This is a genomic window from Nocardia aurea, from assembly GCF_003123685.1.
Taxonomy (GTDB): domain Bacteria; phylum Actinomycetota; class Actinomycetes; order Mycobacteriales; family Mycobacteriaceae; genus Nocardia; species Nocardia aurea.
Genome location: NZ_QCYJ01000175.1, coordinates 146,720 through 159,901 on the forward strand (window position 1 = coordinate 146,720; position 13,182 = coordinate 159,901).

10 protein-coding genes are annotated in these 13,182 nt (G+C 69.2%); 7 read left to right on the forward strand and 3 right to left on the reverse strand.

Translation table 11 applies throughout. The features are described 5' to 3' along the window. Positions 1-20 precede the first annotated feature (20 nt). The 3 genes from DAT37_RS43260 to DAT37_RS43270 all read left to right on the forward strand — a co-directional run bounded on the left by DAT37_RS43260 (position 21) and on the right by DAT37_RS43270 (position 4,259). Positions 21-308, forward strand: coding sequence for a hypothetical protein (locus DAT37_RS43260; protein WP_109530771.1), 288 nt, complete (start codon positions 21-23; stop codon positions 306-308). 91 nt (positions 309-399) lie between these two features. Beyond that, on the forward strand, positions 400-1,725 hold the full coding sequence (locus DAT37_RS43265; protein WP_109530772.1) for a zinc-binding metallopeptidase family protein: 1,326 nt from the start codon (positions 400-402) through the stop codon (positions 1,723-1,725). A gap of 2 nt (positions 1,726-1,727) precedes the next feature. Next, a complete protein-coding gene (locus DAT37_RS43270; RefSeq protein ID WP_109530773.1) occupies positions 1,728-4,259 on the forward strand; it encodes a DUF6493 family protein in 2,532 nt (843 codons plus the stop codon). Between the two features lie 106 nt (positions 4,260-4,365). Here DAT37_RS43270 and DAT37_RS43275 read toward each other — a convergent pair whose 3' ends face one another. Then, complete coding sequence (locus DAT37_RS43275; RefSeq protein WP_232840350.1) at positions 4,366-6,486, reverse strand: acyltransferase family protein; 2,121 nt, start codon at positions 6,484-6,486, stop codon at positions 4,366-4,368. 262 nt (positions 6,487-6,748) lie between these two features. On the opposite strand from DAT37_RS43275, the gene DAT37_RS43280 reads away from it, so the two are divergent. The 4 genes from DAT37_RS43280 to DAT37_RS43295 all read left to right on the forward strand — a co-directional run bounded on the left by DAT37_RS43280 (position 6,749) and on the right by DAT37_RS43295 (position 10,575). Next, entirely contained in the window at positions 6,749-7,276 is a 528-nt protein-coding gene (locus tag DAT37_RS43280) for a DUF2269 domain-containing protein (protein ID WP_157979001.1), read from the forward strand. A 100-nt stretch (positions 7,277-7,376) separates the two neighbouring features. Continuing rightward, positions 7,377-7,730 carry a molybdopterin oxidoreductase gene (locus DAT37_RS43285; protein ID WP_109530831.1) on the forward strand — a complete coding sequence of 118 codons (354 nt, stop codon included), beginning with the start codon at positions 7,377-7,379 and terminating at the stop codon, positions 7,728-7,730. Between the two features lie 32 nt (positions 7,731-7,762). Next, complete coding sequence (gene nirB, locus DAT37_RS43290) at positions 7,763-10,267, forward strand: nitrite reductase large subunit NirB (protein WP_109530832.1); 2,505 nt, start codon at positions 7,763-7,765, stop codon at positions 10,265-10,267. After that, positions 10,264-10,575, forward strand: coding sequence for a Rieske (2Fe-2S) protein (locus tag DAT37_RS43295; RefSeq protein ID WP_109530776.1), 312 nt, complete (start codon positions 10,264-10,266; stop codon positions 10,573-10,575). Before nirB ends, DAT37_RS43295 begins: the two co-directional genes overlap by 4 nt. 3 nt (positions 10,576-10,578) lie before the next feature. On the opposite strand, the gene DAT37_RS43300 is transcribed toward DAT37_RS43295, so the two are convergent. Both DAT37_RS43300 and DAT37_RS43305 read right to left on the reverse strand, forming a co-directional pair. Further along, positions 10,579-12,009 carry a carotenoid oxygenase family protein gene (locus DAT37_RS43300; RefSeq protein ID WP_109530777.1) on the reverse strand — a complete coding sequence of 477 codons (1,431 nt, stop codon included), beginning with the start codon at positions 12,007-12,009 and terminating at the stop codon, positions 10,579-10,581. A gap of 99 nt (positions 12,010-12,108) precedes the next feature. Then, complete coding sequence (locus tag DAT37_RS43305; protein WP_109530778.1) at positions 12,109-13,095, reverse strand: alpha/beta hydrolase; 987 nt, start codon at positions 13,093-13,095, stop codon at positions 12,109-12,111. Between the last annotated feature and the right edge of the window lie 87 nt (positions 13,096-13,182).

Genomic DNA, 13,182 nt, shown 5'->3' on the forward strand with positions numbered 1-13,182 from the left:
CGGTGAGAGGAGTTCCGCGAATGGATATCGACCGGACGACAGTCCCCGGCACCGGTGTGCTCTTCCACCTCCGTACCCCCGAGGGCGCGCATTTCGCGTTGCTGCTGGAAACCGGCGGCACCCGTCGCCTGCTGCTCTACGGCGAGTCCGACGAGCCGATCGCCGATATCGCGCTGCGCGCCGAGGACGCCGACCGGCTCGCCGATCTCCTGCGTAGCCGCTCGGTCGGCGATCGGCTGGCCCGGGTGGAACGACGCCTGGATCTGCTCACCCGTGAACGCCGCGGGACCGCGACCGCGCACCGGTGACCTCGGCATTCCCGCGATACCGTGACCCCTTGTGCCGAAAGGTGATTCGGCCTGTTCGAACTTGTCGGTACCCGCGTCTACCTTCCTCCGCATGACCACTCAGGCTTATTCCTACGCCGCCCCCTCCGGCCTTTCCGACGGGCGGCTCGGCCTCGCGACATCGGGCGGGGTGAGCACCGAGGGCGCGGTCGCCCACCCCCGGTTCTTCAGCGGCCTGCTCACTCGCGGCGATGTGGCGGCGGCGGGTCTGCTCGCCCTCGCCGACGTCGCGCAGACCAGGTACTACCAGCCGAAGCCGACGTCCATGCGCGACCCGGTGGTCACCTGCAACGGCGACCGGCTGCGGATGGAATCGTTCTCCGCGTGCGCGGGCGTCTACGCCAGGCTCGACGTGCTGTCGGAGGCGCTCGACGGTGAGGTCACCGCGCGCGGTACCACCAACGTCGACGTGAACGGCCCACTGCGCGAAGCGCTCGCGCGCGTCGGCGGGTCCGATCCGTTGCACCTCGCCGTGGGCGCCGACGAACTCGTCGTCACCACGCTCGACGGCGCGACGGTGGAGAAGAAGGTGCCGCTGCCGGACCGTTGGCTGCGTTCCTTCGCCGAAGTCCAGGCCATCGTCTCCGATTTCGACCTGCGCGCGGAATTATCCGCCGCCGACGCCGTGCGATTCCTGCGCGGACTGCCCCGCCGAGGTGGCCACCTGTGGGTCCAGCCGTCCGGACGGAGCCTGCGGCCCACCGCGAGACCCGCGCCCGGCGCACTCTGCCTGGCGGGAGCCGAACGGCTGACGACCCTGCTGCCCCTGCTGCGCTTCGCCACCGGGCTGCGGGTATACGGCCCCGCCGTCACCGCGAACTCGGGTCCGGTCGCCTGCGTGTGGGAACTCGAATTACCCGGCATGCGTTACGTTCTCACGCTTTCCCCGGAGGATCGACGCGGGTTCTCCGGCGAAGGGGCGGTGCTGGAATCCCTGATCAGCGACGAAACCGCGGAAGACGCCGAAGTCGTCGCCGCGTCGCTGTCCTTCGAACCGCGTTTGGACCCGGCCGATCTCGCCGACCGCGCCCGACTGCCCATCGCCCGGGTACGCGCCGCGCTCACCCAGCTAGGCACGGGCGGCAAAGTCGGCTACGACACCGCCGAAGCCGCCTTCTTCCACCGCGAACTGCCCTACGACGTCGACCGCGTCGCCGCGATGAACCCGCGATTGCGCGCCGCTCGCGCGCTCACCGAACAGGGCGCGGTGCGCCTGGGCGAGGGCGGGGTCGCGGCCGTGACCTCCGGCGAACACGTCTATCACGTGCGCGTGGAGAACGGATCGTGTACCTGCGTGTGGTGGATCGATCACCGGGGCGGACGCGGACCGTGCAAACACGTGCTGGCCACCCGCCTGCACGCCGGAAGGCAGGCGTGACGATGAGTGTCTGGGAGGAGATGCGCACCCGCATTCAGACGGGGAATTCGGCCGGAGTCGCCGCACTCGCGGCCAGAATCGACGAGGCGGGCCGCAAGGAGGTCGCCGCCGCACTTCCGGGGTACCTGCGCGAATGCGTCCCACTCGGCGAGAGCGACCTGCGGACCATGCCGCTTCGGGTGGCGGGCGCGGGCTGCCTCGGCGGCGCGGCGGCCGTCGCGGCCTGGCTCACGCGCCGCGATCTGCGCCCGAGGCGCGGGGTCGACGGCATCGCCCCGCACGTGCTGAGGGCGGTATCGCCTCGGACTCCCGCCTGGCGACTCGACCTGGCGCGGCGGTTGGCCGATCGGCTGCGCGCGTCGGACTTCGACCGCTGGAAGCCCGATTACATGTTCTGGGAGGTCATCGTCGGGCTGTACGACGAGGCGGAACAGATCCCGAAGACCGAGGGGATCGTCGTCGGCTGGTTGCGTCGCCACATCTCGACCGAGCCCGCCGACGACCCGCTGTTCCCGGTAATGGCCCCCGCGATTTTCGACACCGACGCGGCGGGGGAATACCTGTCGCGGTTCGTCGGGGCGGACTTCGGATCGGCCTTCGTGAATCCGTCCGAGGTGATGAGCGTCAGGGTGCTCGCGAATATGAAGCGCGACGAACTACTCGACGGATGCCTGCGGCGGATGCTGCGCGGCGGCAAACCGGGCGACCTCGCCTGGTTCGTCCACCTGCACGAGTCGCTCGCACCGTCGCCGGGGGAGGCGGCCTCGCGGATGCGCGACTACCTCCGGCTGCTTCCCGCGGCGGCGGTGGCCGTCGCGGAACTGGCGTTCGCTCGGGTGCGGGCCGTCGACGAGTCCGAATCGCTCGATACGGAGACCTTCGCCGAAGCCGCGCGGGCGCTGCTGTTCCGGCCCGAACGCAGAATCGTCAAGGCCACGCTGTCATGGCTGGACCGCACAGCCACGGCGGCGGACAGGCAGGGCATATCCATCGAACTCGTGGCGGGCGTGTTCGGACACGAACACCCCGAGATCCGTGACCGCGCGGTGCGAATCGTCGTCAAACGCGGGAAATTCGCCGATCCGCTCACCGCCGAGATGGTCCGGCAGTCCGCGTCGGTCCTGCCGTCGACCGAACGAAACGCGATCGCCGCCGCCTACGGCGCCGTGGAGGTGACACCGATCGAGGTGCCGGTGCTGCCTCCGGTCGTGTCGCGTGAACTCGATCCGCCCATCGCCTCGCCCGCCGAACTGCGCGAGGCGATCATCGAGAATTACCACGGCTGGGATCCGGCCTGGCCCGAGGTGGAACGGCTCATGGCGGGACTGGTCACCCACGGCCCCGCCGCGATCGATGAACTGCGGCCCGATATCGAACAGTACGGCGCGCGCTATCACCCGGAAGACAACGACATCCTGCTGAACGCGCTGCTCGCCGGGGCGCCGCGTCCGGTCGACGACGAGCTCGAATCCGCGCCCGCCCCCGACGCCCTGTTCCGGCGACGGTTCCGGGAGGCGGCCGACCTGCTCGGCGGCCCGGCATTGCTCGCGACGCCGACCAGCGCCACCGGTCACCTCGATCCCGAGATCTTCGCCGCGCGCCTGCGCGCCTGGGAAGCGGCGGGCAGGCAGCCGGGCCGTTTCGATCTGGAGCAGGCACTGCTCCGCCTGCCGCTGGACGCGGCTCGGGTGCCTCTGCTCGACGGTCTGGTCTCACCCGCCGCGGCGACGGCTCGCGCGTGGATATCGGCGGACGGTCCCGGCCCCGTCGACCTGACCTACCGCATCGCGAAAATCAAGGCATGGGGTCCTGATCAATGGGATCGCAGACGCGCCGACGACAGGGTCACCCGCCTCGTGGTGACCGGAACCCGCGCGCCCGATCCGGCGTCGGCGGCGGCCCGGCTCTTCACACCGGACACCTCCCGCGAGAAATCCGACATCTTCGAATGGTCGGCGCGCTGGTGGCCGTCGGTGCTGCCCTCGCACCGCGAGGTGATCGCCGCGCACCTGCTCGACCAAGCGGCCTGGTGGCCGACCGGTGAGTACGAACAGGACGGCACCATCCTCGCGCTGTCGGAGGCGACCGGCGCGACAGATCGCGCGACGGCGACCGTCCTGCTGTACGCGCTGGCCTCGCAGCGAGCGATCGACCGAGCCGCCGCCCTGGACGCCCTGCTCTGCCTCGCCGCCCAGAACGCGCTCCCGGCCGCCGAACTCGGTCATCACCTCGGCGTTTTCGTCGGCACCGGCGATATCGTCCTCGGCCGCGTGGTGCCCTCGCTCACCGAGGCGGTACGCGCCGGGGCGCAGCTGTGGCCGCTGTTCACCGCCGCCATCACCACCCTGCTACCCACGCCGGACACCGCACCACCCACGGGGCTGGCCGACCTGCTGGCCGCGGCGAGCGAAGCGGCCGACATGCACCGGGTCCGCGCCACGATCCCGGCCCTGACCGCGTGGACGCCGAAATCGCGCTCGACCCGTGTCGCGAAGGAGGCCACCCGCCTGAATACCCTCCTGATGGGCCCCTGACCGAGCGTGCGGCCGGGTGCGTACCCCCCGGCCGCCCCCCGCGCCTCCCGGTACCGCCCCGCACCGGATCGTCTGCCGACGACCGTGACCGGGTATTTCGGGTCAGCTACCACCATCCGGTGATGGTGCCGATCTGTCGCCCGAGTTCGGGAGCCAGCGAACGGGCGTAGCTGGCGGTCAGGTGGTGTTCGTCGCGGTAGATCAGGACATTGCCTTCCACCACCAGGCAGCGGTCGGGTCGGCACACCGAATCCGAGAGGTCGATCGGGAAGATGTTCGGATGACTCGCGCCCGCCGCGATCGCCGGATTCACCGGGTCCAGCACCACCGCGCGGTCGACCCCGCAACTGTGGGCGGTGCCGTGTCCACCGAGACAGTCGATCGCGCGGTACAGCACCCCGTCGCGGCGCAGACGGGGCGTATCGCGCATCGCCAAGACGTTGAGGCCGCGTTCGCCCAGTTCCGACCACACCGCGGCGAATTCGGCGGGCACCTCGTCACCCGCGCCTTCGACGCGGTAGTAGGTGGCGAGGGTGAAGACCCAGTCCGGTCTGGTCTCGGCGAGCCGGTCGATCACCTCGACCGACCACTCCCGGCATTCGGGCCACGGCGAGTCGTAGTACACGGGCTGGTCGACGAGGGTGAGCGGACAGCCCTCCTTGAGGTAGGTGACTATCCGCAGACCGTGGTCGCGGGCGAGGATCTCGAAGGCGGGAATCCAGTGTTCGGAATGCGAGCCGCCGACCACGGCGATGGTGCGTTCGGCGGTCGGGTCACCGTAGACGCAGCTGCGCACCTCCCGGTCCGGTGTGATGCAGCCGTCGCGCGTCGGCGGCGGCGCGTCGGCCCAGCCCTCGAGGACCGTCGGGCGCATCGGAGCCGGTTCGAAGGCGACACCCGGCACCAGCGCGGCGCCGCCGGGATATTTCTCCAACTTCAGCTCGGCGGGTGGCCTCGCCGGATTCGCGCGCAGGATGACCTGCCAGGTCACCGTCGAGCCCAGTACCGCCACCGCCATGATCGAGACCGCGGTGGTGAGCGAACGTCGCACGGTGACGGAATAGTCGTCGGCGCCCGCCGGACGACGTAGCGGCGTTTCGACCAGCCGCTGCGTGACCACGGCCAGGACCAGCGCCGCCGCGATGACGACGAGACCGTCGGTGAGTCCGGCCGACGGCGCCCCGTATTCGGACAGATAGAAGATCAGGATCGGCCAGTGCCACAGGTAGAAGGCGTAGGCCACCGATCCGAGGCCCGCGAACACCCTGGTGCCGAGCAACCGGTTCACCCAGGGCCGCCGCGCGGGTTCGGCATTCATGCCCGCCACGATCAGCGCCACCGCCGACAGCACCGGATACAGGGCGGTGGGGCCGGGGAATTCGGTCGCGCCGTCGATCAGCACCCCGCAGGTCAGCACCCCGGCGATCCCCGCCATCGCCAGCAGCGTCCGCACCACTCGCGGCAGCCGGATCCAGGGCGCCGCGCCCGCCAGCACCGCGCCCGCGAGCAGTTCCCACATCCGGGCGCCGGTGTCGTAGTAGGTCCACGGTTGGTGCCGCTGCGCCCCGTCGGCGGCGTACCAGAACGACAGCGCCGCGCCCGCGACGAGCAGTGCGGTCAAACCGATCCGCCACCGGTCGCGCGTCGAACCGCGCGCGATCCACGCCCACACGGCGACGACGAGCAGTATCGCCAGGTAGAACTGCCCCTGCACCGACATCGACCACAGATGTTGCAGCGGACTCACCGAGGGATTGGGCGCGAGGTAATCCAGTTCTGCCCTGGCCAGGAACCAGTTCTGCACGTAGAACGTCGAAGCCAGCGTCTGGATCGAGATGTTGCCCCACTGGGTGTAGGGCCTGGCCACCACGGTCGCGATCACGACGGCCGCCAGTACCACCACCAGCGCGGGCGTCAGCCTGCGGGCGGTTCGGCGCAAGGTCGCCCCGATGCCGGGGCCGCCCGTCGTCGCGCTGCGGCGCAACAGCATTCCGGTGAACAGGAACCCGGACAGCACCAGGAAGATGTCGACGCCACCGGACACCCGGCCCATCCACACGTGGAACCCGACCACCAGCGCGATCGCGATACCGCGCAATCCGTCCAGGTCGTCGCGATATTCCGGAATATCCTGCGAGACCCGATGTCCCGGTGGATCCATGGAGGTCGCCGACTCGGGGACGATCGCGCTTCCGCGAGTGGCCGCGTCCGGGGATACCGGTACCACGCTGCTCCTTTCCGACCCTCGCGCCGATCCTGGCCGCGAGTCGCCGGCCGGTGAGCGCCGGGTAGTCGAACAGTAAAGATGCCGCAATCGGCGCTCGATGGCAAAACGACTGCGCTCGCACCGGTCTCGCTCCGATCGCGGCACCGTACGCGTGCGCGCGTAGCGGAGTCGACGCCGCTGGGCCGATGACGGGGTGGGGGTCCGAATTCCAGAATTGCTGACGAACGGTGTGCCAGACGCCGCCATACGAGGGGAATTCGCGATGACCGCACAACTGACAGCCGACCGACCGGTGGTCCGACTCCGGCTCCCGCGCCGCGCGCACCGGGGCATCCTGGTCGTCCACACCCTCAGCTCGGTGGCCTGGCTCGGCGTCACGCTCGCGATGCTGACGCTCGCCGTCTCGGCCGTCGCCACCGGTGACGACACCATGACCAGAGCGGCCTACCGGGCCGACGATCTGGTGGGAGATCTGCTCATCGTCCCGCTCGGTCTGACGGCGGCGGTCTCGGGCGTGCTGCTCGGCGTCGGCAGCAAATGGGGGCTGCTGCGGTACTGGTGGGTGATCGTGAAACTGGTACTGACCATCGGCGGGCTGACCGCGTCGCTGACCGTGCTGCGCGGCCATCTCGACGACGCCGCCGCGATTTCGGCGGACCCGGCCTCGACCGGTTTCGATCGCCTTCCGGTCACCCTCGCGGTAGCACTGGCTGTGGCCTCGGCGACCTACACGCTGTGCACGGTGATCTCGGTGCTGAAGCCGTGGGGGCGTCGTACCACGCGGTCCTGACTCGGACCCACGGTCGAATCCTGCGGGCAATGTGACCGCAACGTCGCGCAACTACTTTGGCTGAACCGGCCAGCAGTGCTCGACATTCGGAGGAATGCAGATGCCCGATACCAGCACGCCCCGATTCCTGCAGGGTGCCTTCGTCTTCGAAGGCAAGGGCTTGGACAATCCACTGCCGCTCGACCCGACGCTGCGTTACGTGGTGCCCGCGGGCGCGATCATCCAACCGGTGTACTTCCGCGGCGGCAACAGCACCGACGACATGATCTCGGTACTGCTCATGCGTGACGGCAGCCCCATGCGGTACTTCCCGATCGCGGCGAAGGGCGCGACCCACGTCTCGTTGCGCGTGGTGGAGGACCTGCTCGCCGACACCGTGCTCGAACTGTTCGTCGCAGCCCCGGCCGGGGTCGACGGCACCGTGATCGTCGACCTCGGTCTCGTCGAGATCTGAGTCGTGGGAAGGACCGCGCCATGACCGCGACCATGACCGCATCCGGCACCGGCAACGGCGCGTCACCGACGGGGAAGGCCCGTCTGGTGGTCGTCGGTAACGGGATGGCCGGGGTGCGCGCCATCGAGGAGATCCTCTCGCGCGAGGGACGGGAGATGTTCGACATCACCGTCTTCGGCGACGAACCCTACGGCAACTACAACCGCATCCTGCTGTCCAATGTGCTCGCCGGATCGGAGGGCACCGACGAGATCTTCCTGAACCCGCCGGACTGGTACGCCGACAACGCTATCGATCTGCGGGCAGGCGGCCGCGTGGTCCGCATCGACCGTTTCGCCCGGGTGGTCCAGGCCGACGACGGCACCACGCTGCGCTACGACCGGCTGATCCTGGCCACCGGCAGTCGATCGTTCTTCCCGCCCATGGAGGGCATGTGGGCCGACGACAGAACGCTCACGGCGGGCATCTTCGGATTCCGCAGCCTCGACGACTGCACCGCGATGATCGATTACGCGGCGGGGCGCAAGAAGGCGGTCGTCATCGGCGGCGGTCTGCTCGGACTCGAGGCGGCGCGCGGCCTCCAGAACCGCGGCCTCGAGGTCGATGTCGTGCATTCGGCGATGACGCTCATGAACGCCCAGCTGGACACGGCGGCGGGCGAGATCGTCCGCAGATCGGTCGAGAATCTGGGGATCCGGGTCCGCACCGGGCAGAGCACCAAACGCGTACTCTCGCGCGACGGCCGGATCACCGGCGTCGCCTTCGCCGACGGCACCGAGATCCCCTGCGACATGCTCGTCGTGTCCGCGGGGATCAGGCCGAACGTCGGTCTCGCCCAGCGCGCGGGCCTGACCGTCGAGCGCGCCATCGTCGTCGACGACCACATGCGCTCGATCGATGACGACGACATCTACGTCGTCGGCGAATGCGCCCAGCACCGCGGCCAGGTCTACGGCCTGGTCGCCCCACTCTGGGACCAGGCCAAAGTGCTCGCCGACCATCTCACCGGCGCCGACCGCCGCGCGGCCTATCACGGTTCAAGGATGGCGACCAAGCTCAAGGTCGCCGGGGTCGACGTCGCGGCGATGGGGCTCAAGGCGCCCGAACATCCCGACGACGAGTTCGTCCAGTTCTCCGAACCCAAACACGGCGTCTACAAGACCATCGTGGTGCGTGACGGCAAACTCGTCGGCGCCACCCTCGTCGGCGACGTCCGCAAGGTCGCCTTCCTGACCCAGGCGTTCGACCGCGGCCTGCCGCTGCCCGAGGAACGCATCTCGCTGATGTTCGATATCGGCACCCCGGACGTGGAGGTCGGCGTCGCGGAATTGGCCGAGGACACCCAGGTCTGCAATTGCAACGGCGTCAGCAAGGCCACGCTGGTCGACTGTGTGCAGGGCGGACAGCAGACGGTGGCGGGGGTGATGGCCGCGACGAAGGCGGGCAAGGGATGTGGATCGTGCAAAACCCTCGTCGCCCAGATCGTGGAATGGGCGGCGGGCGGTGAGATCGCCGAGGATCCGTCGGCGCGCTGGTATGTGCCCGGCGTCCCCTACGAGAAACCGGAACTGATGCGGTTGATCAGGGAGCTCCGATTGCATTCGGTCTCTTCGGTTTTCGCCGCGCTCGCCCCCGACGGCCGCGAGGACGCCAATTCCAAGATGGGACTGGCCTCGCTGTTGCAGATGATGTGGTCCGACGAATTCATCGATGAACGCGACGCCCGGTTCGTCAACGATCGCGTGCACGCCAATATCCAACGCGACGGCACCTTCTCGGTGGTGCCGCAGATGAAGGGCGGGGTCACCGATTCCGCCCAGTTGCGCAAGATCGCCGACGTCGCCGACAAATTCGCGGTCCCGATGATCAAGGTCACCGGTGGGCAGCGCATCGACCTGCTCGGTGTGCGCAAAGAAGATCTGCCCGCCGTCTGGGCCGATCTCGACATGCCGTCGGGTTTCGCCTACGGCAAGAGTTTCCGCACCGTGAAAACCTGTGTGGGATCGGACTTCTGCCGATATGGGGTCGGTGATTCCACCGCGCTCGGTATCGCGCTCGAACAGCGCTTCCAGGGCATCGCCGGTCCGGGGAAGATGAAACTGGCCGTCACCGGCTGCCCGCGCAACTGCGCCGAAGCGCTGTGCAAGGACCTCGGCGTCGTCGCCGTCGACGGCGGACGCTGGGAGATCTACGTCGGCGGCGCGGCGGGCGCGCATATCCGCAAGGGCGACCTGCTGGCCACCGTCGACACCCCCGAACGTGTCATCGAACTCGCAGGCCGTTTCCTCCAGTACTACCGCGAACACGCCAACTGGCTCGAACGCACCTACGCCTGGGTGCCGCGCGTGGGGATCGAGGTCATCCGCGCGGTCGTCGTCGAGGATCGCGACGGTGACGCGGCCCGCCTCGACGCCGAGATGCAGAAGGCCGTCGAAGCCTATCGCGACCCGTGGAAGGACCGCGAAGAACCCAGTACCCCAGGACAGTTCCGCACCTCGCTGCCGCTGACGGTGCTGCCTCAGGTGCCGATCCGATGACCGGCGACATCGTCGGGCATCTGGACGAGATCCCGGTCGGCGAGGGCCGCGCGTACGCCGTCGACGGAACGCAGGTCGCCGTCTACCGGCTGCGCGACGGCACCGTGCGCGCCCTCGACGCGGTCTGCCCGCATCTGGGCGGCCCGCTCGCCGACGGACTGGCCGACAACCACGTCGTGGTGTGCCCGCTGCACGGCCGCACCTTCGACCTCGCCACCGGGGCGGAGGCCGGCGGCGGCCCCGGGGTGTGCGCGTATCGGGCGACCGTGGACACCGACGGCGCCATCCGCGTCGCGGGCCTCACCTGACTCTCACCGCGCGCCGGGATCGAGCAGATCGCCGTCCGACGGCAACCAGGACCCGTGCAATCCGGCGGGCACCCGGATCGGCATCCGGATCGAGGCGACCGGACCCGCCGCGGGGTCCTGCGCGGCCAGAATATGGAACCAGGACGTCATATCGCGCAGATCGGTGCCGAGCGTGCCCCAGTACGCGTGCTGCTCACCCGGCATGAACACCGGCTCGCCGACCGCGAAAGGTCCCGCTTTCCACCATATTTCGGTGCCACGTCGCGGATCGAGGAACATCAGCGCGTCCCTGGTCCGGTCCGTGCCCGAGATGCCCGCGGTGGCGATCGTGGTGTGCGGCGCGGTGAGATCCCGGTCATCGATGCGGGGGAATTCGACCGGCCGCATCGCGAGTTCGGTTCGATCGACATCCCCGGTGCGCGGATCGAGTACCGCGCGGACCAGCCCGCCGCGCTGCGGTGTGTCGACATCGGCGAGTCCACCCGGATAGGCCCACTGCACATAGTCGACCACGACGGTGCCGTCGGCTTCGTCGTAGGCGTTCGCGAAATGCCACACCCAGAACGCATCGGTCTCGGCCCACCGCACCGCCGCGCCGTCACGGGGGATCAGCGCGATTCGCGTGCCCCGCGCGGGCCGCCAGTCCAGCAGCGACGCACCGCGCAGCATGCCCGGTATGTCGAAGACGAGCGGACACAGGAACAGCACGATGTAGCGCGCGGTCAACGCCATGTCGTGGACCATGACCGGCTCGTCGACACCCTCGATCGCGGTCGGCGCCCGCCGCGTCGACCCGTCCGGACCCAGCACCGACCACGCCAGGAACGGGGCCTGCAACCGGTAGGTGAACAGCACCAGTTCACCGGTCGCCGGATCGATCTTCGGATGCGCGGTGCTGCCGAGCGCCATCGCACCGTCGCAGTCGGTACGGCCGAGGGTGGCCAGGTCGGCGGGGTCGAGACGGTAGGGCAGGTCGCTCTCCGCCATCGCCAGCAACCGCCCGCCGTGCGCGACCACGTTGATATCGGGCAGCTGACGGCTGCTCCCGGCCAACTCCGGCCCGACCAGATCCGGACCGGGGGAGTACGTATCGGTGATCCCACCCCACAGCGCGCGACCCGCCTTCTCCTCCGCGAGCACCATCGGTGTGCGCACGAATCGGTTGGAGTACCCGGCCCGCCCGTTGTCGATGCGCAGCCGGTGCACCATGCCGTCGCCGTCGAGCGGGTACACGTACCGCCCGATCGGATCGAACCTGGGATTGGGTCCGTTGCGGAAATAGGTGCCGTTCAGGTCCGCGGGGAGCTCGCCGACCACGGTCAGCTCGTCCACATCGACCTCGGTGCGCTGCGGTGCGAACACTCCCGACAGGTGGGCGTGCCCGACCATATTCACCGGGGGTGGAGCCGTGGATGCGGTCTGTGGCGCGGTCATACGACTCCTCGGGCTGGCCGGTGCCGGCACGGCCTGGGTGCCGGTCGCTCACCGTCCACGATGCCGGAAATCCGCGCGCGAGGGAATCCCCGCGTCCGGTCAGGGCGCGCAGACCTCCGTCGTGAAATCGGCGACCGCGTCCTCGAGCAGCCGCAGCCCCGCGTCCTCGATCGGATAGTGACCGGCGTCGTCGAGCAATACGGTGCGCACCGGAACGTGGGTGACGCGCGAGAGGAACCATTCGCTCAGCGGTAGCGGTGACCAGCGATCCCGGTGCGGCTGGGTCAGCAGAATCGGGCACGCGTCGAACTGCTCGGGCTCCACCGCCGGGGTGTAGGTGCTGTAGGTGGCCAGGAAACGCGCCGAGGCCCAATTGCCGCCGGAGGTCCTGTCCCGCGTCATCACGCGCAGCGCACCGCGATCGTTGACCAGCGCCGACATCTTCGCGCCGAGTCTCATCGGATATTCGATTCCGGCCGCCGGGGTCTTGGCCACCAGACCGAGGAACGGCAGTCCGAATCGGGACTGGACGATGTCGTGCGAGGTGCTGTCGCGCACCTTCTGTTCGCGCTGATCGAGAAATGTCGTGCCGACCAGGCCGCGTAATGTCGCGGCCGGTGCCTTCGCCGCCACGTGATAGGCCAGCATGCCGCCCGCGCTCAGCCCGAACAGCACGATCGGCCGGTCGTCCCTGGCCTGCTCGAACGCCAGGAAATCCACGACGAGATCGACCCAGTCGTCGTAGGAGTGCACCGAGCCGGGCCGCGTGGTCGTCAGCCCGTAGCCCAGATTGTCGATGGCGACCGTCTCGAATCCGCGCCGCGCCAGCGGCGCACCCAGGATCAGGCTCATCTGCCTGCCGTTTGTACCGACGCCGTGATGCAACACCACCTTCGCGGGGGCATCCGGATCGGGATAGCGGTCCAGGTGCACGGTATTGCCGCGCCATTCCCAGAAATCCTCGGTCGGCGCCGTCGCGTCATTCAGACGCAGCCGCGACGGCAGATAACGTTGCAGCGCTCGCCAATCGGACTGATCCCGGTAATAGAGCGGCCTCTCCACAGCGCTGTCCTTCCGTGACGGCATTCCGGCGCGCGTATACCGTGCCGATCCGAGCCTATGGGTAGGGCGGCGGTATACGGGGGAAGCACGCAAGTGTTGCTCGGTTCGACA

Coding starts and splice junctions, on each gene's coding strand:
- DAT37_RS43300 (WP_109530777.1), bottom strand. CDS start 12,009: ATGACCGCGCCACAGACCGCATCCACGGCTCCACCCCCGGTGAATATG.
- DAT37_RS43305 (WP_109530778.1), bottom strand. CDS start 13,095: ATGCCGTCACGGAAGGACAGCGCTGTGGAGAGGCCGCTCTATTACCGG.
- DAT37_RS43260 (WP_109530771.1), top strand. CDS start 21: ATGGATATCGACCGGACGACAGTCCCCGGCACCGGTGTGCTCTTCCAC.
- DAT37_RS43265 (WP_109530772.1), top strand. CDS start 400: ATGACCACTCAGGCTTATTCCTACGCCGCCCCCTCCGGCCTTTCCGAC.
- DAT37_RS43295 (WP_109530776.1), top strand. CDS start 10,264: ATGACCGGCGACATCGTCGGGCATCTGGACGAGATCCCGGTCGGCGAG.
- nirB (WP_109530832.1), top strand. CDS start 7,763: ATGACCGCATCCGGCACCGGCAACGGCGCGTCACCGACGGGGAAGGCC.
- DAT37_RS43285 (WP_109530831.1), top strand. CDS start 7,377: ATGCCCGATACCAGCACGCCCCGATTCCTGCAGGGTGCCTTCGTCTTC.
- DAT37_RS43270 (WP_109530773.1), top strand. CDS start 1,728: ATGAGTGTCTGGGAGGAGATGCGCACCCGCATTCAGACGGGGAATTCG.
- DAT37_RS43280 (WP_157979001.1), top strand. CDS start 6,749: ATGACCGCACAACTGACAGCCGACCGACCGGTGGTCCGACTCCGGCTC.